This window comes from Pseudomonas sp. BF-R-26 (assembly GCF_019947395.1).
In the GTDB taxonomy this organism is placed as follows: Bacteria; Pseudomonadota; Gammaproteobacteria; order Pseudomonadales; family Pseudomonadaceae; genus Aquipseudomonas; species Aquipseudomonas farris.
Genome location: NZ_JAGYGK010000005.1, coordinates 17,722 through 38,314 on the forward strand (window position 1 = coordinate 17,722; position 20,593 = coordinate 38,314).

Annotated in this window: 18 protein-coding genes and 2 pseudogenes; 14 read left to right on the forward strand and 6 right to left on the reverse strand. The window is 54.7% G+C overall.

Annotated elements, in window-relative coordinates; genetic code table 11:
* Window positions 1-9: 9 nt before the first annotated feature.
* From KGB18_RS07875 to KGB18_RS07890, 4 genes and pseudogenes are all read left to right on the forward strand, one after another.
* Entirely contained in the window at window positions 10-423 is a 414-nt protein-coding gene (locus tag KGB18_RS07875) for a hypothetical protein (RefSeq protein WP_223569658.1), read from the forward strand.
* A 297-nt stretch (window positions 424-720) separates the two neighbouring features.
* Entirely contained in the window at window positions 721-2,427 is a 1,707-nt protein-coding gene (locus tag KGB18_RS07880) for a ShlB/FhaC/HecB family hemolysin secretion/activation protein (RefSeq protein WP_223569659.1), read from the forward strand.
* Between the two features lie 25 nt (window positions 2,428-2,452).
* Window positions 2,453-3,661, forward strand: a pseudogene (locus KGB18_RS29995) (filamentous hemagglutinin N-terminal domain-containing protein); the annotation flags it as partial.
* Between the two features lie 764 nt (window positions 3,662-4,425).
* Window positions 4,426-4,827, forward strand: coding sequence for a hypothetical protein (locus tag KGB18_RS07890; protein WP_123719228.1), 402 nt, complete (start codon window positions 4,426-4,428; stop codon window positions 4,825-4,827).
* Window positions 4,828-4,910: 83 nt separating this feature from the next.
* Here the strand turns inward: KGB18_RS07890 and KGB18_RS07895 are convergent.
* Window positions 4,911-5,342 (reverse strand): annotated as a pseudogene (locus KGB18_RS07895) (transposase); the annotation flags it as partial.
* A 376-nt stretch (window positions 5,343-5,718) separates the two neighbouring features.
* Between KGB18_RS07895 and KGB18_RS07900 the strand changes: the two are divergent.
* The 7 genes from KGB18_RS07900 (at window position 5,719) to KGB18_RS07930 (ending at window position 13,130) form a co-directional block, all read left to right on the forward strand.
* A complete protein-coding gene (locus KGB18_RS07900) occupies window positions 5,719-9,594 on the forward strand; it encodes a DUF637 domain-containing protein (protein ID WP_223569660.1) in 3,876 nt (1,291 codons plus the stop codon).
* Window positions 9,595-9,609: 15 nt separating this feature from the next.
* Entirely contained in the window at window positions 9,610-9,858 is a 249-nt protein-coding gene (locus KGB18_RS07905; RefSeq protein WP_123723009.1) for a hypothetical protein, read from the forward strand.
* Between the two features lie 546 nt (window positions 9,859-10,404).
* Window positions 10,405-10,884 carry a hypothetical protein gene (locus KGB18_RS07910; protein WP_123723010.1) on the forward strand — a complete coding sequence of 160 codons (480 nt, stop codon included), beginning with the start codon at window positions 10,405-10,407 and terminating at the stop codon, window positions 10,882-10,884.
* Window positions 10,885-11,194: 310 nt separating this feature from the next.
* Window positions 11,195-11,572, forward strand: a complete 378-nt coding sequence (locus KGB18_RS07915; RefSeq protein WP_187326504.1) for a hypothetical protein — start codon at window positions 11,195-11,197, stop codon at window positions 11,570-11,572.
* 2 nt (window positions 11,573-11,574) lie between these two features.
* Entirely contained in the window at window positions 11,575-12,009 is a 435-nt protein-coding gene (locus KGB18_RS07920; RefSeq protein WP_223569661.1) for a hypothetical protein, read from the forward strand.
* A 112-nt stretch (window positions 12,010-12,121) separates the two neighbouring features.
* Complete coding sequence (locus KGB18_RS07925; RefSeq protein ID WP_123723013.1) at window positions 12,122-12,376, forward strand: hypothetical protein; 255 nt, start codon at window positions 12,122-12,124, stop codon at window positions 12,374-12,376.
* 193 nt (window positions 12,377-12,569) lie between these two features.
* Window positions 12,570-13,130 (forward strand): hypothetical protein, encoded by a 561-nt coding sequence (locus KGB18_RS07930; protein ID WP_223569662.1) that lies wholly within the window; start codon window positions 12,570-12,572, stop codon window positions 13,128-13,130.
* 60 nt (window positions 13,131-13,190) lie between these two features.
* Here KGB18_RS07930 and KGB18_RS07935 read toward each other — a convergent pair whose 3' ends face one another.
* Together KGB18_RS07935 and KGB18_RS07940 are read right to left on the reverse strand one after the other, a co-directional pair.
* Window positions 13,191-13,463, reverse strand: a complete 273-nt coding sequence (locus KGB18_RS07935; RefSeq protein WP_123723015.1) for a hypothetical protein — start codon at window positions 13,461-13,463, stop codon at window positions 13,191-13,193.
* A gap of 499 nt (window positions 13,464-13,962) precedes the next feature.
* Complete coding sequence (locus KGB18_RS07940) at window positions 13,963-14,697, reverse strand: DUF899 domain-containing protein (protein ID WP_123723016.1); 735 nt, start codon at window positions 14,695-14,697, stop codon at window positions 13,963-13,965.
* Between the two features lie 201 nt (window positions 14,698-14,898).
* Between KGB18_RS07940 and KGB18_RS07945 the strand changes: the two genes are divergently transcribed.
* On the forward strand, window positions 14,899-15,291 hold the full coding sequence (locus KGB18_RS07945; protein ID WP_123723017.1) for a transcriptional regulator: 393 nt from the start codon (window positions 14,899-14,901) through the stop codon (window positions 15,289-15,291).
* Window positions 15,292-15,415: 124 nt separating this feature from the next.
* Here the strand turns inward: KGB18_RS07945 and KGB18_RS07950 are convergent, their stop codons facing one another.
* The 3 genes from KGB18_RS07950 to KGB18_RS07960 all read right to left on the reverse strand — a co-directional run bounded on the left by KGB18_RS07950 (window position 15,416) and on the right by KGB18_RS07960 (window position 17,478).
* Complete coding sequence (locus KGB18_RS07950; RefSeq protein ID WP_123723018.1) at window positions 15,416-16,285, reverse strand: DUF6279 family lipoprotein; 870 nt, start codon at window positions 16,283-16,285, stop codon at window positions 15,416-15,418.
* A gap of 77 nt (window positions 16,286-16,362) precedes the next feature.
* Entirely contained in the window at window positions 16,363-17,079 is a 717-nt protein-coding gene (locus KGB18_RS07955; RefSeq protein ID WP_123723019.1) for a TorF family putative porin, read from the reverse strand.
* A gap of 210 nt (window positions 17,080-17,289) precedes the next feature.
* The gene (locus KGB18_RS07960) at window positions 17,290-17,478 is read right to left on the reverse strand and encodes a hypothetical protein (protein WP_017337097.1); all 189 of its coding nucleotides are present in this window, start codon (window positions 17,476-17,478) and stop codon (window positions 17,290-17,292) included.
* Between the two features lie 351 nt (window positions 17,479-17,829).
* Here KGB18_RS07960 and KGB18_RS07965 point away from each other — a divergent pair, with 351 nt between their 5' ends.
* The gene (locus KGB18_RS07965; RefSeq protein ID WP_030131899.1) at window positions 17,830-18,666 is read left to right on the forward strand and encodes a S1 RNA-binding domain-containing protein; all 837 of its coding nucleotides are present in this window, start codon (window positions 17,830-17,832) and stop codon (window positions 18,664-18,666) included.
* A 406-nt stretch (window positions 18,667-19,072) separates the two neighbouring features.
* Window positions 19,073-20,518, forward strand: a complete 1,446-nt coding sequence (locus tag KGB18_RS07970; protein WP_123723020.1) for an NCS1 family nucleobase:cation symporter-1 — start codon at window positions 19,073-19,075, stop codon at window positions 20,516-20,518.
* The last annotated feature ends 75 nt before the right edge of the window (window positions 20,519-20,593 follow it).

Consider the following 20,593-nt stretch of genomic DNA (forward strand, 5'->3'; position numbering starts at 1 on the left):
AGGGCACCAATGGAACTAAAGTTTTATCACTCCTCAGGGGGAACCTACCCCAATGTGGGGGAGGTTTTCCATGACGTAGCCGAGGTATCTTCTGAACAGGAGGATGCGCAACGTTACGACCTTTATGTCTGCAGTGTGCTGGGGGCAATCGCTCAAACTCCGAAAAATTGTGATCGATTGCTGGGATATCTCACCTCAATCGAAGAGGGGACTGAGGAGTCAATCAGTGCAGGGGGAAATGATGTTCTATTGAACATGAGTGCTTCGGGTGTACAGGTCGATATTCTGGTCAATGACGACTGGATCGGACAACCGGAGAGCAAGTTTACCTTGCAGGAATGGCGCAAGATCCTTGAGCAATGGAAGTACCTTCTGGAGCTGCCTAAAGGTTCAGATGAGGTCGTTACGGTGAAATTACCGTAGGAAAAATTGGCGCGAAAGGGTGTCCCGTCGGGAGTAAGGGCGCGCAGAGGACTTGTTTAGTCGTACACGCAATTTAAAACGGGCGACCCATAGGTCGCCCGTTTTTTCATTTCCTCTGTCAACTCCGCCATCGCCACAGTCACCATGCCAAGAAATGCCTAATCAAAAGGCAAGCGCAACACCCCCTACCGCTCATCGACCCCCACCCCCAAACGGATCCATTCATTGACGCCAGAATAATGGCCATCTAATATCGCGCCACCATTATGCTATCACTCTCCATTCAAGGGATCGAACATGTACCCACCCGCCCTCGTGGCGAGGTTGTGCCTGGCTTTGCTGTGCCTTTCTCCGCTAAATCTTGCTCACGCCGCCCCCACCCCCGGTGAAACCGATCTGATCCGCGAACGTCAGGATCGCTTGCTCGAAGAGCAGCGGCGGCGTCTCGAAGAACTCAAGGAATTACCCGGCAAGGAAGCCAAACCCACGCCACCGACGGCCCCGGCCGACGCGCCTTGTTTCCCCATCAAGGACATCGAGCTCAAAGGCGCCGACAGTCTTTCGGACAGCGATAAAAATCGTCTGCTCAAGCCTTATATCGGTCAGTGCCTGGGTGTCACGCAGCTCAACGAGTTGCTGAAAGTCATCACCGATCACTACATCGAAAAAGGCCTGGTCACTAGCCGTGCCTATTTGCCGCAGCAGGATTTGTCCGGTGGGCATTTGAAGGTGCTGGTGGTCGAGGGCCGGCTCGAAGGGTTGAAGGGCGCGGAGGGTAGCAAGCTGTCGGACCGCGAACTGGGCATGGCTTTCCCCGGCAAGAGTGGTGACTTGGTCAATCTGCGGGAAATCGAGCAGATGGTGGATCAGCTGAACCGTTTGCCGTCGAATCAGGCGCAGATGGAATTGTCGCCGGGCAAGAACGTTGGCGGCAGCGAAGTGCTGGTCAAGAACACGCCGCAGAAACCGTGGCGTGCCGGGTTGTCCCGCAGTAATGACGGCCAGCGCAGCACCGGCGAGCAGCAGTGGGGTACGACGTTTGATTGGGACAGCCCGCTCGGTTTGGCCGATCAGTTGATGCTGCGCGGCGGTCACGATGCGATGACCGATCACCAGCACACCTCCAACAACGCGATGCTCAATTACAGCGTGCCGTGGGGCTGGTGGAATTTCAATTACACCTACAGCCAGAGCGAATACCGCTCGCAAGCGCAGGCCAACGGTTTCAATTTCAAGCAGACCGGCGACAGCGAAAACCATCAGCTACGCGCCGAGCGGGTGATCCATCGCGACGCCCTGAGCAAGACCTCCCTCAGCACCGGTGTCTCGTACCTGCGCACCAACAATTTCATCGAAGACAGCAAGCTCAAGCTGAGCAGCAACCGCATCAGCGAAGCGCAGTTCGGCATCAACCACGGTCGGCGGGTCGGCAGCGCATTCGTCAACCTCGACCTGGGCATGCAGGAAGGCATCGGTGCGTTCGACGCTCAGGGCAACGGTCATCCGGGCCCCGGCGAGCCGGACGCGCGTTACCGCAAATACACCGCCACCGCGAGTTATTTGCAGCCGTTCAAACTGTGGGGCGAGTCCTTCAGTTTCAGTAGCCTGATGACCGGCCAGCGCAGTGAAGACGTGCTGTTCAGCCCGCAGCGCACCAGCCTTGGAGGGCAGTCGTCGATCCGTGGCTATAAGGACCAGTCCTTGTCTGGCGACAGCGGCGGCTACTGGCGCAACGACCTGCGCTGGAGCCGCCCGGTGACCCTGGAATGGCTGCGCCCGGTGTTCGCTGAATACGGCACCAGCCTCGGCTATGACCAGGGCGTGATTCGTGGCGACCGCTACAACGGCGATCAGCACGGGCGCATGTCGAGCAACTCGGTGGAGTTGTTTGCCCGGGGTCAGCACCTGGCCGCCAGCGTGACCTTTGCCCATTCCCTGGAACGCCCGGACACCCTGACCGAGCGTGAAGCGCCGATCTATTTCCGCGTGGATTTCTTCCTCTAAATTCTGCTTTAACGAGATTCAAATCATGGACGTTCGTCAACTGGCCTTTCTGGCTGGTCAGCCTTCTGCTGCCGTCAAAAACTGTGAGCACTTCTGGGGCATGCCCAAGCGCGGTTTGGCGTTCCTGTTGGCCAACGTCATGTTCTGGCAACCGATGTGGGCGCAGGCCGAGGGGATTGTGGTGGCCTCGCCGGGCACCAGTCTCGGGCAGGCGGGCAATGGGGTGCCGATCGTCCAAATCGCCACGCCCAACGGCAGCGGCCTGTCGCATAACCAGTTTCACGATTACAACGTCGGCACCCAGGGCGTGATCCTCAACAACGTCGCCAACCAGACCGGCGCGACGCAATTGGGCGGGATCATTGTCGGTAACCCCAACCTGACCAACGGAGTCGCCGCACAAACCATCCTCAACGAAGTGGTCGGCGGCAGCCCCAGCCAGTTGCGCGGTTACACCGAAGTGGCGGGGCAGTCGGCGCGGGTGATTGTCGCCAACCCCTACGGCATCAGCTGCAACGGCTGCGGTTTCATCAACACCCCGCGCGTGACGTTGACCACCGGCAAACCGGTGCTGGACAACGGTCGTCTGGATCGCTTCCAGGTCGATCAGGGCAGCGTTGCCATCGACGGTGCCGGGCTGAATGCCAACAACGTCGACCGCTTCGAAATCATTACTCGCAGCGCCAAGATCAACGCCGAGATTCAGGCCAACAACCTGACCATCGTCGCCGGTCGCAACGACGTCAATGCCGACAGCCTCAACGCCACCGCCCGTGCCGATGACGGCAGCGCCAAACCGCAACTGGCCATCGACTCCTCGGCCCTCGGCGGCATGTACGCCGGGGCGATCAAACTGGTGGGCACCGAAGCCGGGGTCGGGGTGAAACTCGACGGCAACCTGGCCGCCAGTGGCGGGGATATCCAGCTCGATGCCAATGGGCATCTCAGCCTCGCGCAGACTTCTGCTACGGGGGCAGTGAACGTCAAAGCCGCCAGTCTCGACGCTCAGGGACCGGTCTACGCTGGCACCGTCAACATTCAAACCCAAGGCAACCTGAGCAACCAGCAAACCCTCGCCGCGCGGGACAGCATCACCCTGAGCGCCGGCGGTGTGCTGACCAACAACGGCGTCATCGAGGCCGGGGTTAACGCTGACACCAGCCGTAACGCCAACGGTGATGTGAGCCTGAGCGCGCAGAACCTCAACAACACCGGCAAGACGGTGGTGGCCAATCCACGCTTCCTGCCTTGTGGTGACGCTTCGTGTGTTGCAAGCGGGGCCGGCATTGACCTGAAGGATCCAGAAACTCAGCGCTGGATCAGTGCAGGAAACACGAAGGCGGCAAAAGATGCCTTGGCAGTCGGGTCGCTCGTGCCTTTGCCAATGGCGTGGGTTGGTAAGGTCCTGGGATCTGTTTTTGGAAAAGGGGTTGCGAGCGAGGCGATAGGTGGGGGAAGCTCGGCTGTAGCGAAAGGCTTGGGAGAAGTAGGGGGTGCAAAAGGAGTTGGTGCGGTTGATGTCCCTGCTATCTCGACTCTTCCGAAGAGCTTCAATGAGTCAGTGCTTGGGCATAACACTCAAATTGGAGTGCGTAATAGCAAGGCAGGCACCATCTCTGGTGCACACAACAACGATGCATTCCTAGAGTCAGTTGAGATGACTGGAGCGAAGGTTTCCAACAAAATTACGGATGTTCGCTTCCCAGGTGTTGTCGAGTACAGCTATCAGTTGCCTAGAGCTAATACAAAAGGTGAGCTAATTGGTGGCTATAAACCTATATCTACCAAGACAACCTATGATCCAAAGGTTTTGCCGGATAGTAAGGTTGCGGACATGTCTAGTCGCGCAGCGGTCCAGGCTGAGACCGTCTTTAACACCAATCCAGCACTGAGAGAGGCTAGTATTCAGGTTGATGGGTATTATTTCCAAGTCACACGGAACAGCAAAACCGGAGAAATAACAAACTCCTTCATAACTATGCCGCCAAGGAGGAACTAATGAATAATTTGACTTGGTTGAAAAAGGTTAGAGAGGTCTTTGGCTCTTCAGGTCTTGAATATGAGGATCTGTATGGGCTGATGGAGGCGGCCATAATTAGAGAAAAAACTAATTTTCCCGCCTTCTTGTATGAGGCCTCGAGAGGGTTCGGTTTTTGTGTAGGAGAAGGATATTTCTACTGTCTTGATCAAGATTGGGATGAACCTAAAGAATTTGATGAGGTTAGCTTCTTTTTAGGAGAAGTAGAGACTTCAAGTATTTCAGTGTCTGACTATATTTCTTTGATGGGTATGGCTGCTGATGTGTACTCTAATTATGCCCCTGATGAGAAAAAAGGAGTTTTGTCTTCAGTTGAAAGGCTGAAGGAAAGATACGTCAATAAGCTCCCCATTAGTAATTAATGTGGATAGCATCAAACATTGTCAGCCTTTTTATGGGGAATAGCGGGGTAACCGGGGACAGACCCTGAGGGATCCCCACAAATCTACTCCAGCGCCTGCGCCTGTTGATGTACCTCGGCTCGCAACGCGCGCTCAAGTCTCTCCAAGGTTTTTCGAGAGCTTGAGCCGCGTCCATTGCGCCAGTATTCCAAACCCAGTCGCCACAGCGACAACACCCGTCGGCGTTTAAGGCTATTGCTTTGAAAACGGTGTTCATGACCCGCTTCGCGGGCCTGCAACCCCGTTATACAAATGATGTAATGGGCCAAAGCCGAGATCAGTAAAAGCACTTCGATTCGGCGCGGACAGCGACTCCGGTGGCGAGTCACGCCAACGCCCAAGTGCCCGCTTTTTACATCCCTGAAGCCTTCCTCTATCTGCCTACGCTGCTTGTAAGTGGCCTCGATTCTCGATGAACTCCATTGATCCTCCGGCAGGTTGCTGGCTGATCGCTTGCTAAGTTTGTTTTTGGCGATCGCTGACATGCGCTTGCTGGCAACTTCAATCAGCAACCGCAAGGACGTGCTGACCCTCACCGAGCAACGCGTGAATGGCACTATCACCCACAGCTGCAGCCATTGCTCGGACGAGTGGAACGTCTGGTACTACGTCACCGAAGTGTATGAGCGCACGGTCGATCAAGACTCGCCGTCGGCCTTCCTGACCTCCGGAGGCAATCTCGATGTCACGGGATCGAGCTTCCTCAATCAATACAGCTCGGTATCGGCTGCCAACAACATCAACATCACGGTCGATACCTTCAAGAATGAAGGTGTGAACCTGGAGACCATTACCTATCGCAGCCACTACAGAAATCCGGCCGACCAGGAGCCGGGAAGCATCTACCTGGGGTTGATCGATCCGGGCGGTGCGGTCAATGAATACAACAAGTACAGCGCCGAATACGTGCCGTTATACCGGCGGGCCGATGGCGGTTACTTCTACCAACAGGAGAGCGGATTAAGCACCGAGCTCAACCCTGATTACGATCCGTCGAAAAACCTGCCGGTGCCTGAAGCCGTCACCAAATACGGGGTTTTCTCGGCCACGCAAACCGCCAGCACGGGTAAAAGCATCAACGCCGTCATTCAGTCCGGCGGCAATACCACCATCAATGCTTCGACTTCTCTCAACAACAGTGTGCAAACGGTCAACGCGCCCATCGTCACCAGCGACAGCAAGGTGGACGCCACCGGTACCCTACGTGCGACCACCCCGTTTATCGTCCACCTCAACAGCCAACTCCCACCGGACCTGGCTCAACAGCGTGTCGATCCCCTGACGCTGCCGGGCTTCGTGATACCGGAAGGTACAAACGGCCTGTTCCGTCTCAGCACGCAGGGCACCACCTCTGGCGTCGCCAACAACGGTCCGCAAAGCTGGACCCTGGGCGGTGCAAGCATCACCCCGACACAACGGCAGCAAACGGTACCTGCCACCAGCGCCGTCACGATCAACCGTGTCCAGGGCTTACCGGCCAACAGCGTTCAATCCAAACCGCAGAAATACCTGATCGAAACCAACCCGGTGCTCACCGACCTCAAGCAATTCATGAGCTCGGACTACCTGCTGTCGAACCTCGGTTACGACCCGGACAAAAGCGCCAAACGCCTGGGCGATGGCCTCTTCGAACAACGGCTGGTGCAACAGGCCGTGGTGGCCCGCACCGGCCAACGTTTCATCAATGGCCAGACCAGCGACGAGGGCTTGTTCAAATACCTGATGAACAACGCCATCGCCAGCAAACAGGCACTCAACCTGGCGCTCGGCGTCAGCCTGACCGCCGAACAAGTCGCGGCCCTGACCCACGACATCGTCTGGATGGAAACGGCCGAGGTGAACGGCGAGCCAGTGCTGGTGCCGGTGCTCTACCTGGCCAATGCCAACAACCGCTTGGCCGCCAATGGCGCGTTGATTGCCGGCAACGACATCACCCTGATCGCCGGCAAGGACCTGAACAACGCCGGTACCTTGCGCGCCGCCAACAACCTGTCGGCCACCGCTGGCAACGACCTGGTCAACAGCGGCCTGGTGGAAGCCGGTGAACGGCTGACGCTCAAGGCCGGCAACGACCTGGTCAACAAGGCCGGCGGCATCATCGCCGGGCGGGACGTCGCGCTCAGCACCACCCGGGGCGACGTGATCAACGAACGCACCGTCAGCAGTTACGACGACCAGAACGGCCAATGGTCCTGGTCCCAGGGCTTTGCCGACAGCGCGGCGCGGATCGAAGCGGCCAACAGCCTGACCATCGGTGCCGGGCGCGACTTCAACAGCATCGGCAGCGTGGTCAACAGCCGGGGTGAGCTGACGATAAAAGCGGGCCGGGATGTGAACATCGTGTCGGCGCAGGTGGCCAACAGCATCACCGATGGTCGAGATCATAACGATGCGTCGGTGACGCAGCTTGGCTCGCAAGTATCCGCGGGTCGCGACCTGACCATTACCGCCGGTCGCGACCTGACCGCCATTGCCAGTCAGATTGATGCCAAAGGCGATGTGAGCATGAGTGCGGTTGGCGACTTGACCCTGGCCTCGGCTGCGGATGAACAGCACTCGTACGAAAAAACCGAGAGTGTCACCAAGCAGGAAGACCACGTCAGTCAGGTGTCCACGGAGATCACCGCGGGGGGGAGCGTTGCCCTGAGCGCGGGTAAGGACATGACGCTGATCTCAAGCAAGGTCACCGCCGGGGATGAGGCCTATCTGGTGGCGGGTGACAAGCTCGAACTGCTGGCGGCGCAAGACCGCGACTACACGCTGTATGACATGAAGAAAAAGGGCGGCTTCGGCGCCGAGAAAACCCAGCGCGATGAAGTCACCGATGTGAAAAACATCGGCAGTGCAATCACCACCGGGGGCAACCTGACGTTGGTCAGCGGTGGGGATCAGCGGTATCAGGTGGCGAAGCTGGAGAGTGGTAAGGACATCATCCTAGACAGTGGTGGGGCGATCGTTTTTGAAGGGGTGAAGGACCTGCATGATGAGAGCCATATCAAGAGCAGCAACAGCCTGGCGTGGACCAGCGCCAAGGGTAAAGGCAATACCGATGAGACCTTGCGTCAAAGCCAACTGGTGGCTCAAGGCAATTTGGTAATCAAGGCGGTTGACGGCCTGAAGATCGATATCAAGCAGATCGACCAGAAATCGGTGAGTCAGGCCATTGATGCAATGGTGCAGGCCGATCCGCAACTGGCGTGGCTGAAAGGCGCCGAGACGCGTGGGGATGTGGATTGGCGCAAGGTGAAAGAGGTTCACGATAGCTTCAAGTACAGCCACTCGGGCCTGGGGCAGGGCGCGATGTTGGTGATCATTATCATTGTGACGGTATTGACGGCCGGTGCGGCGGCGGGTGTAGCCGGTGCAGCTGCAAGTACGACGAGCGCAGCTGCAGTTGCTGCTGGTGCGTCGGCAGGAACGGCCTCAGCATTAGGCACTGTTGCTGGTTACGCCGCAACGGCAGCGTTCCAGGCTGCCGTCAGCCAAGCCGCAGTTAGCACGGTCAACAACAAAGGCAACTTGTTCGCTGTGACTAAAGATATGACGTCCAGTGAAACGTTAAAGGGCATAGCCACGGCGACACTTACCGGTGCGCTTGCGGGGAACAGCATCCCGATGCGGATGGTAGTAAACGCGGGGTTGCAGGGAGGCAGTTTCAAAGACAACTTGGTTGAGGGTGGAATTGAGTTGGCGGCGAATTATTTGGCCGCTTCTATCTACCAAACTGTCGGTGACAATCTGGTTTTCGAGGGCCTGCCTACCAAAATTGCCGTTCATGCTCTCGTTGGTGGATTGATTGCCGAGGCGATGGGGGGTGACTTCCGAACCGCCGCGTTGGCAGCGGGCGCCAACGAAGCCTTCGTCACTACAGTGGGCGAAAAGGTTTTTCCGGGCGCAGTACACGATCAGGTTTTGGCGATGACTTCGCAGCTACTCGGCATGACCGTTGCCGCAGCTGCTGGAGGAAGCGAAAAAGATCAGCAAGTGGCCGGCTGGGTCACGGGGCAAGCAACTGCCAATAACTATTTGGGGCACGTCGAAGTCGAGAAACTCGAAGGTGAGCTGATTGGCTGTCGTTACAATCCTGATCCAGCAGCCTGCCGCGCAAGTGTAAAAGACAAATATCAGAAGGTCAGTGACGGTCAGACCGGGGTATCGCTATACGACTGCAAAAAAAGCGGCGAGAAGGCCTGCGCAGAACAACTAGCGGATGCCCAATCTGGCTCAGCGGCGCTGGATTGGCTACTCGGGACAAAAAAAATCAGTCCCGAAGAACGGGAAATTATTGAGCACTTCCAAGATATTAATCACGCCGATGATCGTGTAGCGTACGACCCTTGGAAGCAAACGTTTTGGCAGGAATCGGGTGTAGCGGGCGGGGTGTTGAGCGGTACTTCAGCTATTGGTGCAGCAGAAAGAGTCGTTGCAGGGTCAGAAAAAAACTTCTCAATTGCAGACCGTGTATTTGGTCAGCTCAGCGACCCTCGGATGGGACAGCTTGCAGGCAAGCTTGATGCTGATGCTTTGCAGAGGCTCGCCAATAACCCGAGCGCCACTCGGTTCATGGACTCAAGAACAGGGCACATCAATGTGATTCAAGAGGTTGAAGGGAAACTAATCCGAATTACTGTGCCAAGAGACGAGATGAAGATTATTTCGGTTGGTCCAATTAGGCCTAATCAAGTTAAAAATTTGTTAGGTAAGGGCGATTTCGTCCCATTACCTTGAGTTAGCGGAGGACTTATGGCTTCAATCCATATTGAGGAAATTCAAAAAATCTTGTCCGCGCAAGGAAATAAAGATGCCTTGCCAAATCAAGATAACGGAGAAGGTTATTTTTTGGAAATTAGATTTGATAAACTTAATCGAAGAATATCTGGGGTTGTTGATGAAGAGTACAAGAACAGAGTAATAACATTAGATTGTCCATACGGTACGGTAGTTATCTTGTGTGATGGAGAGGGACAACTAAAATCAATTGAGTTAAGTTAATTGTCTAGTGAAGAGGTTCTCCAGCACCGGCTCTGTGCTGGTGTTGTTTTTCAGATACAAATAAACGGGGGATAAACGGGGACAGACCACGTTTATCCTCAGGACCGGGCAGCGCTCTTTCGCTTTAAACGTGGTCTGTCCCTGATTCCCCTCCCTGATTTCCCCAGATGGAAATGCATCTTACATAACCTTTGGTCTGGGTTGGTTGTTGGCTCCAGTATATAGCTGGCGTACAGCGGCTGGTGATGCACTGATCAATGGCGGGTTCGATAACTTCAAGGGTCTATTCAATAAAGTCAGTACTGATCCTGTTGCTTGGGATATAAATCAATTAAAGACCGAGCAGTCTTTACTACAGTCAATTCATGAAAGATTTTTGGAGGGGCACAATATTTTTCAGAATATTGGAAGGCTAGCTACTGATACTTCAATTTGGCCCGATTCCATTGTTGGTGCCAATGGTGGGGTGTCTATTTTGGACTATAAATCTCGGGTGGAATTTGGTTGCAAACTACTGGGATACTCTAAGAGTCAAGGTTGTGTGCCATGAGTGGAGTCATTTATCCACGTCGTAAAGTTTTTCTGGCTTTTTTTCTTTGTCCGCTAGTACTTGGATTCATTGCTGGAATTATCAGAACAGTAGCAGTGCTCGCCGAGTTGGTGAGTAATCCAAAATTGTTGGGTTCGGTGAGGGGCGCTGAATTGCTGTTAATGCCGTTTTTGACCCCTCTTCTCATACAGTTAGCTTTCTTTCTGCCGTTTCTGGGTTACGCATTGGCGATTGCATTAATTAAAGTCAACAAAACACCGCGTAGCTGTATGGTGGTTTCCTTTTTGGGAAGTTGTATAGCGACATCGTGGGTGTTGTTGTTTATTTCGAATGTGGTGCAAAATATTAAGGGGGCTCAGTACTCAGACTATATCATTGAGCTTCTGATGCTGTTCGTCGCATCGATGGCTACCTGTTGGTTAACGGCCCATTTCTTTTTGCCTGAGGAAAGTTACGAGATACGAGATACGAGATAAACGGGGACAGACCCTGAGAAATCCCCGATTTTTCTTACGGTAAATCAAGAAGTTGGGAATTGAAGAGACCTGCATGGGGCGGCAGCTTGTATTGCACCAGGGATAAACGGGGACAGACCACATTTATCCTGAGGGTGGGGCAGGGCTCATTCGATTTAAACGTGGTCTGTCCCCGATTCTCACTCTTGGCGCGAAGGTTGTCGACGGTGCAGGCAACACTATTACTGCACCTAAAACGATAGAGTATCAGCCAAGTGGTTCAGTTGTTCGGCAGGGGGATCAACCTGTATGCGGCCCAGCGTGTGCGGCGATGACGATCACCGATGCTACAGGGACCTCCGTCAGTCTGGATGATGCTATTGGACGTTTTGCGAATGGGATCAGGCCCACCGGTGTTAGCACAACCGAGCTTTCTAGAGTAATCTCGAATGCAGGTGTTAGAAATACTGTAGAAACAGACATGTTTCCAAGGCAGTTAAATAATGCTCTGCAAAACGGAAATACCGTGATCGTGCAAGTTAAAGCTGGTAATGGTTACCACTTTATGATTGTTGATAGTGTTCGGACGGAGGGAGGCGCGACATATTATATGATGCGAGATTCATATACCGGGCCACGTGGTGTCATGGCCAGTATCTTGGATGGTGCAATGTCGCATGGTGTCAATGCTATCGTGATAGGTAAGTGATTATGGACGTTAGTGAATTGTATGGTCGTGATCAAATAGAGCAGTTGATAAAGAGTAGGGATTTGGTGGAGGTAACAGGCTGGCTTGTCGTTATTGATGCTGAGTTGTATGTGATTGAAGAGCGGTTTCCTGATCCATATGAATCTGGTAAAAAGATAAAGATAGCGAATTCCGATATCGCGTTTTCGGTTCGAGATAGTATCTCTCCTTTGGGAGGAGGGAAGAGTTTTGTTTTTCATCGGGTCAAGGTGATAGGTTCTTTTTTTGGGGGGGGTGATGCGGTATTTGAAGTGAAAGCTTTGTCGTTGGAAGATGAGTGCTCGACGTTTATCGAGATTAATCTAAAGCCAGAGTATGTTGAGCTGGCTAAAAATAAATATCCTGATTTGATGAAAAAAACGTTTATTGATTCGAATGATTGGTTGGACTATTTTTAGTTTTAATGATGAGTGGTGTTGAGGAAAGAGGATGGGAGAGAAGGGATGAATTTATTTATTTGGTGGTGGCCAGATAATAAATTGATCCGATTTTTCTAGATGTCTGTAAGAGGTGGATTTTGGAGAAGATTTCGATCAGGTACAAACAAAGGAGAGTTTGGCAGATTTTATAGGGAGCTTAAAGGCGGAGTTGTTGAGTTCGTCGCAGGAGTGGGAGAACAAAACGTTGGAGGAGTTTTTAGAGTCCATGGAAGCATGGGTAAGAGTTGTTGACTCTTATGCAAAAAATATAGGTGATGCCGAGGTATTTACACCAAGCTGGAAAACTTTTGCGAAAATACTTTGTGCGGCAAAAATTTATGAATGATTGGGTAAAATATCTAAAGGGGGCGGTTTTTTTACTAGGTTAGTTTGCTGGAAATAATTCTGTCCCGTTTTTTGTCGTTTTTACTCTATACGCGCTGGGCCAAGTCTGCCTCCGGTGAATTCAGAGTTTATTATGCGCTGCTTTAAAAATGTTTCTTCATCAGCCGAACATACGCTTTCAAGGACATTTAGACGTGAAGAGAACCACACTGCTAACACTGACCCTGATTCTGGCATTACCAGGTTGCCATTCCAACGTCAGAGACTCTTCACCCAGCCTGCTGAAGGACGGTGTCCAGCTGCGCCAGAACAAGGTGACAGTCGATGCGCAACACGCCAAAGTCATCATGAAAGCCTCAGGTAAAACTGCTCCGGTAGAGTTCGCGATCCACCGCGCATCGGATCCTGACCCGCGTATGGAAGTGCTTGGAACCGTGGTGGATTCAGGCCAGGGGAAGGTGTTCGGCTGGATTGCCAAACTCAACGAAGCAGCCAACAGCGCCACCCTTAAACGCTTCCCGCAGCTGGAAGTACAGGCCGATGCCGATCAGCCGTTCGAGGTGTCGGGTTATTCAAAGGGTGGGGGAGTCGGCAATACTTACAGCTGCGGTCCGCTCAAAACCACTTTCACACCGGAAAGAAGCAAGGTCTATTTGGTGGAGTTTCAGTTTGTTGGTAGTCGCTGTGAGCAGCATATTTACGATATAACGCAGCCTCAGGAACGCATTCCCGTGACGAGCATGCCTTCAGTGTAAGGCTTATTTATTTGCATTCCCTATGTAAATCGGGCGGCCCATAGGTCGCCCGTTTTTCATTCACTCCGCAGCCAGCGCCCGCAGCCGTCTGCCAATTACATCCATCAAATCACAGCCATCACGCAACGGAATGGCCAGCAGTTTTGAAAAGTCGGAAAGTACAACCGTGTCGCAACCGATCTCGGCGCGAAAGGCGATGTTTTCCAGCACCTGAGTGACCGTGCGAATGCGGTAGTCGGCCATGGCTTGAAGAACATCAAGAGGAGCTTGGGTGTCGATGAGCAGGGAGGCCGGGATCAGGTCGATTCCGGTGAGGGGCATGTATCGATTCATTTGAAGATCTCTGTTTGATTGGCTAATGCCGTCACTCAGTCGTCGCCAAACGAGAGGGTGGCAGCTGTACGCAGGTTGGCGAACCGGTACAGAGAAACCGGCAGATCCGAAGATCTCCCGCGCACAGCCGCCATAAAATAGCGGCTTTGCGGGTGCGTTGGCGCCTGCAATTAAGCTGATAGCCTTCGCATTCTCTATAATCAGGTCGCCAAACCTGAATCGCCATTTGGGCGACGGGCGGACTATAAGCTTCATCGTTCCAGCGGTGCAAGGCGCCTGATTCCGAGGTTGTTGTAGGGCGTTTTCCTAGCGGCAGCTGGGCAGCTGGACGCGCCCTACAGAACTCGACGCAACCTTGTGGGAGCGAGCTTGCGTCGCGATGGCGGTGCATCAGTCGACATCCATGTTGAATGTTAGTCAGTCATCGCGGGCAAGCCCGCTCCCACAGGGGATTGTGGTGTTCGCGGGGACTGTGGCTCGGACCGTGTGAGAACGGGCCTTATCCCCCATGACAGCAACTGCCCGGTGCCTTGTCCTCATACCGGTCGTGATGCCTCACCCAATCCATGATTTCCTCTTCATTACGGCCCTTAGGCATGAGGTCGAGATAGTTGTAGGCGCCGACCAGCAGGTCCAAACCTCGGGCATAAGTTGAATAGGTGTGGAAAATCTCCCCCGCTTCATTGCGATAAAACACGCTAAGCCCTGGGAGTTCTTCCTCGGCGCCGTCAGTTTTTTCGTAGTTGTAGGTAGCTTTTCCCGCGGTGACGTCTTCGGCTCGGGCTGATACGCCAAAGTCATAATTGAAATCGCAGCCTTCAGACGACACCCAGTCGAATTTCCAGCCCATGCGCTGTTTGAAGGATTGGAACTCGGCGAACGGTGCGTGGGAAACCGCGACCACGGCCACGTCATGGTGGGCCAGGTGTTGGTTGGCGCCGTCGATATGGTCGGACAGGAACGAGCAACCTGGGCAGCCTTCGTCCCAGCCAGCGGCGAACATGAAGTGGTAGACAATCAATTGGCTACGGCCGCCGAACAGGTCGGCCAGGCTCAGTTCGCCTTTGGGGCCCTGGAAGCGGTAGGGTTTGTCGATTTTTACCCAGGGCAGGGCGCGGCGTTCGGCGCTGAGTTTGTCTCGTTCCTTGGTGAAGGCTTTTTCGTGGGCCAGGTGTTGTTTGCGGGCGGCGAGCCAATCTTCTCGGGACACGACCGGATGATTCTGAATGTTCATGGTGATTTCTCCTGCATGCTTTGGCGAAAGTTGATCCGCGCAGAGGGGTAAACCGTCTTACACAGCCTAGTCGTTTGGCCTGCGCCCTATTCGACATACCGCCGGTCGGTAGGGCGAAATAACCAGGCTGAACGGCCGCCCTCCCTGTCGGTCACAACCTATGAAGGCCATTTCACTCACGGGCTCTGGAGGTTGATCAGGATGACGACTTATAACTGGGATTTGATTGAACGCTTGCTGCACGAAGTGCAGAACGGCGCTGGCCACAGTTTCACCCCACGGCCCTATGCCGAGCAGTATGCGGCGGAGAAAGCGTCGGAAGGTGAGGCGTTTGAGAATCTGGATCACCTGAAAACGGTGGCTGGCGAGTACGAAAAGTTACTGTTGCTACGGGGCTATATCGAGCCTCGGCCAGAAGATCAGGGTGGCAATGGCGAGAACTACATTTTGACGCCTCGGGGCTCGAGTTTATTGAGCCTGATCGACAGCAGCATTCCGGGTAATGAGCATCCGCGGCAGGTGCTGGATGAACAGGAGGATGCGCTGGAGGAGCTGACGTTTGATGAGGTGGCGTCGAAGGCGCAGATTGCCTGATTTTGTGGTGACAGCAAAAGATCGCAGCCTTCGGCAGCTCCTACAGGGAAATCGGGTACACCCTTAAACATCGGGCGGACACAAATTCTGTAGGAGCTGCCGAAGGCTGCGATCTTTTGATCTTCTAGCCTTGCCGCGTCGCTTTCAGGCATTTCAAATCAGTGAAATCCTTGCGCACGCCTTCAATCTTTTTCAGCAACTGTTGACGCTGAACCGGCGTGCTCTCGGTCATTATGTCCACCAGCAACGCCCGAGCCTGGGCTTCGGTGTTGGCGTAGGCCTCGCGGTAAGCCGGCGTCCACAAGCTCTCGCGATTCACCAGAAGTGTCTCGATTTGCTGTGGGAATTCTGGGCTCTGCCGTTGCGCGACAGCCGCGCTGAATTGCTGTTGCCAATGGGCGCGGTTGCCAATCCATTGTTTGTTCTGATCACCCAGGGCATTCGACCAGGCCACTACCCGTTGCTGTTGGGTTGGGCTGAGCGGGCCGAGCCAGACATTCAGGCGTTTCTCCATGCGCATGCTCCGCGCTTTGATCTGTTGCTCCAGAGACGGCTTGAGGTAGGCCTCCTGGCGTTTGTGCTGGTCCTTGGCAAAGGCGTCGTTCATTTCCGCGACTTGCTTGTCATCAAGGCCCTGCAACAGCTCGATGGCCGACGGGGTGATTTCCCGGGCGGTTTCGGCGATGGCCTGTTTGGCTTCCTGGGTGCGGGTTTGCAGTGCGGCGTCGGTGATCTGGTTGGCTTCGACCATGGCCTGTAAACGATCCAGCCAGTCGAGGTAACCGGGCAATTGCGTGGTGCAGTGCCAGCTCAGGTGTTCTTTGAGGCGCTCGTTGAACCAGTCTTTTTGCTCGTGGTTCATTTCCAGATAGTCGCTGAGCGTCCAGGGAATGATCACGTCGAGGTTGCGGTAAGCCAGGCCTACGCGGCTGCACGCGACGACGGTGAGGCTGAGGGTGATGATGACGCCTATCTGTTTCCACCAGTGCGACATGGCGAGTCCTTGCGAAGACCTGGTTTCTAATTGGGTTCTCTTGTGTGATTGTGGGATGAGCCCGGCAGTTCAGCTGATTAATAGAAACTGTGCGCAGCCTTGAGCGTGACCAGGCCGTCGCACTCGGTATTGTGGCCGGAATAGGCGGAACAATCGCTGCCGCTCAGGCTTGAATCACTGTAGATCAAGTCCAGATCGATGCCCATGAACGGCCGGGACAATTTCACTGACCAGTCGGTATAGCTGCCTACATACCCATCGTCGACGGACACCGGTGTGTTGAGTTGGTGGGTGGTGTATTTCAGGCTGATCCCGATGCCGAACGGCTGATTGCCACTGAGGTCGGCGAACAGGGTGCTGTTCTGTTTGTCCGGGTCGTTGCTGAAGGCCGCGCCGAAGCGACTGCCCAGCAGGGTCAGGCCACCAAAAAGCTCTTGGCTGTCGAGAGTGTCCACTTTCGGGTAGCTGTATTGGATCATGCCCACTTCGTAGCCGAGGGATTGATCGAAAGGCTGTTTAAAGCCCATGTAGGAATCGACTTCAAGGTTGCTCGACGGGCTCAGTCCCATGCTGGGGGACCATTGACCCACGTAGAAGCCGCTGTCGTGGCTCAGGTCGAGACCACCGTGGAACGAGCCGGTCGTCGAGGGTTTTACCAGACCTTGGGCCATGCTGCGGCTGGGGGTGGTGGCGAGTTTGAGATCGAAGTCGCCCAGCTCGCGCTGAAAGACTTGCGCATGGGCGACCGAACACCACAGCAGGCTGCCGAGCAGGAAAAGAGAGGGCTTGAACATGCGTCACTCCATGAACAGCGAGGAGCAGGTACTGAAAACCTGCTGAAACGCTTGATCCAGACACGTGCAAGCATACCGGCGAATGTTCGGCATCGAGGGCCGTTCGTCGATTTTTGAAATATTGATTTGTTTGATGGGGTATTGCGGGAGGGTTCCAGTCCAAGCGCTTCGAAGCTCAAAGCGCTTACGGACCAGTTAACGCAGGGGAAATTACTTCTTGCCCAGCGTGATCTGCTTGGACGGGCCGAACGTCTGGCCGCTGACGCCTTTGGCAATTTGCTGGATCTCTCCGCCGGACTTGAGGAACGCAGCGATCTGGTTGTTGATCGATTCGCTGGTTTCAACGGCTGGAGCTGGCTTTGCTTTGCTGTTGGATGCTTTTACACGCATGGCGGCCATTAACCTGTAGAAATTAACTTGGCCAAGCATCGTACAGGAAATACTTGACAATTGCTTGGTAAATATCCTCCCGAAATACACCTTGGAGAAACGCAATCTATCGCAAGTTATTATTCGCAATGTTCCCCTAAGCTGCTGTTTTAACTAAGAACCCAAGTGAAGAAAAAGCGTTTTTCGGATGGGCTGGCGAGGGGGAAGAGCAGCCGAACGGCCTGACGAGCGGCCAAACGCACACGGCAAAACCCAGGAAAATTAAGGCCTTCGACGGATTTTCTTGCGCCACCGGGCCGGCCGCCGAACGCGGCCCGCAAAACCGGGTAGAATGCCGCCCACGCAATGAGGGTATTGGACATGGCTTTAGTCGGGCGCTACAACAGTTTGCAAGTGGTTAAACACACTAACTTCGGTTTATATCTGGACGGTGGCGCGGATGGTGAAATCCTCCTGCCTAATCGTTATATCCCCAAAGATATTCCCAGCGAAGATGAAGACTGGCTCAACGTTTTTATTTATCTGGACAGCGATGACAAACTTATCGCCACCACCGAAAAGCCGAAAGTTCAGGTCGGTGAATTCGCCAGTTTGAAAGTCGTTGAAGTCAACAGCATCGGCGTGTTCCTGGATTGGGGTTTGCCGAAGGATCTGCTGCTGCCGTATTCCGAAGAAAAGCGCCAGATGACGGCCGGCGAGTATGTCGTGGTGCACGTCTACCTCGACAAACACACGCGACGCATCACTGCGACGGCGCGTCTGGATCGCTACCTGGACAAGACTCCAGCCAATTACACCCCGGGTCAGGAAGTTGATTTGCTGGTGGCCGAAGCGACCGATATGGGCTTCAAGGCAATCATCAACAACAAGCATTGGGGCCTGATCCACAAGAACGAAATCTTCAAGTTCATGCGCGCCGGTAAAGAAGAGAAGGGCTTTATCAAAGAAGTCCGCGCCGACGGCAAGATCAGCCTGAGCCTGCAACCGGTGGGCGAGGAAGCCGCCACCAGTCTGAACTCGAAGATTCTTGCCAAGTTGCGCGACAATAACGGCACCCTGCCAGTCAGCGACAAGAGCGACCCGACGCTGATCAGCAGTATGTTCGGCGTCAGCAAGGGCAACTTCAAAAAGGCCATCGGTGCGTTGTACAAGAACGGCCAGATCGTCATTCACGCTGATCGTATCGAACTCAGCTGAGCTTACGCCGGCCCCTGCAGGAGCTGCCGCAGGCTGCGATCTTTTGACTCGCAGCCTGCGGCAGCTCATACGGTATGTATCGGGCACAAACTCCCGGCTCACCACGAATCCAATGTGGGAGCGAGCCTGCTCGCGATTGACTGCGCAGCAGTCACCCATCTCTTTGTATACATAACGTCCTGCACCGTTTGCAGGCGCTGACGCCCTGTTCATGGGCATTGCCATCCCCTCTACGTCTTAAAGCCTTTCCTCTGAACAGAGTTGAAAGCCCGATTTGTCGCATCTTTCTAACGTATGGCACGCATTCTGCGTAGCAACTCGTATACAAACCATGCCGGCTCCCGTACGCAGTGTGGTCGCCGCATCAATCTCGGGGGCCGCGCCTGTACTTTCGAGGAGCCCTGCGATGACCGAGCAATTGCCCAACGGCTACAGCCCACGCCTGTATAACCAGGACCTGGGGCCGCTGCCGCAGAAATGGAATTGGTACAACATCTTTGCCTTCTGGATGAGTGACGTGCACAGCGTCGGCGGCTATGTGTTCGCCGCCAGCCTGTTTGCACTTGGGCTGGCCAGTTGGCAGGTGTTGATTGCGTTGCTGGGCGGGATTTGCATTGTGCAGTTGATCGCCAACCTGGTGGCCAAGCCGAGTCAGCAAGCCGCGGTGCCATACCCGGTGATCTGCCGACTGGCGTTCGGGGTGTTCGGGGCGAATATTCCTGCGGTCATCCGCGGCCTGATCGCGGTGGCCTGGTACGGGATTCAGACGTACCTGGCGTCCAGTGCCCTGATCATCGTCGTGTTGCGCTTTTTTCCTTCAATGGCGGCCTACGCCGAACCGCACTTTGCCGGTTTGTCCTACCTCGGCTGGTTCGGTTTCCTCAGCCTGTGGTTCGTCCAGGCGCTGGTGTTCTGGACTGGCATGGAGTCGATCCGTCGCTTCATCGACTGGGCCGGCCCGGTGGTCTACGGCGTGATGTTCCTGCTCGCCGGCTGGATCGTCTGGCAGGCCGGGTGGAGCAACATCAGCTTCACCCTGGCGGAAAAATCCCTGTCTGGCTGGGAAGCCTTCGGCCAAGTGATCGTGGCAACGGCGTTGGTGGTGTCGTACTTTTCCGGTCCGACCCTGAACTTCGGCGATTTCAGTCGCTACTGCCGCAGCATGAATGACGTGCGGCGTGGCAATTTCTGGGGCTTGCCGGTGAATTTTCTGGCGTTCTCGCTGGTGACCGTGGTGATCGTTTCCGGGACCTTGCCGGTGTTCGGTGAAATGCTTCACGACCCGATCGCCACCGTTGCACGCATCGACAACAGCGTGGCGGTGCTGCTCGGCGCCTTTGCCTTCGTCACGGCGACCATCGGTATCAATATCGTCGCCAACTTTGTATCCCCGGCGTTCGACTTCGCCAACATCGCCCCGAGCAAAATCAGTTGGCGCGCTGGCGGCATGATCGCCGCGGTGGCTTCGATTTTCATCACCCCGTGGAACCTGTTCAACAACCCCGAAGTGATTCACTACACCCTCGACGTGCTGGCGGCGTTCATCGGGCCGCTGTTCGGGATTCTGCTGGTGGATTACTACCTGATCAAAAAGCAGCAGATCGACGTCGATGCACTGTTTAACGACGGTCCGAGCGGACGTTATTACTACAGCGGCGGGATCAACTGGACGGCGGTCAAAGCGTTGATTCCGGCCACGCTGATGGGCGTTGCGATCACCTTCATTCCAGTCCTGCAGCCGATGGCTAATTTTGCCTGGTTTACCGGCTGCTTCCTTGGCGGCGTCTTGTACTTCGCACTGGCCAAACGCGCGCAGGCACAGCAGTCGGCGGCGCTGGTCATAGCGGGATGACGCAAGCGGCGATTTAAAGGTCTTTTGCAGACACCTTTTTCTGTCCATCTGGTTAATAATCGACGGCATAATTTT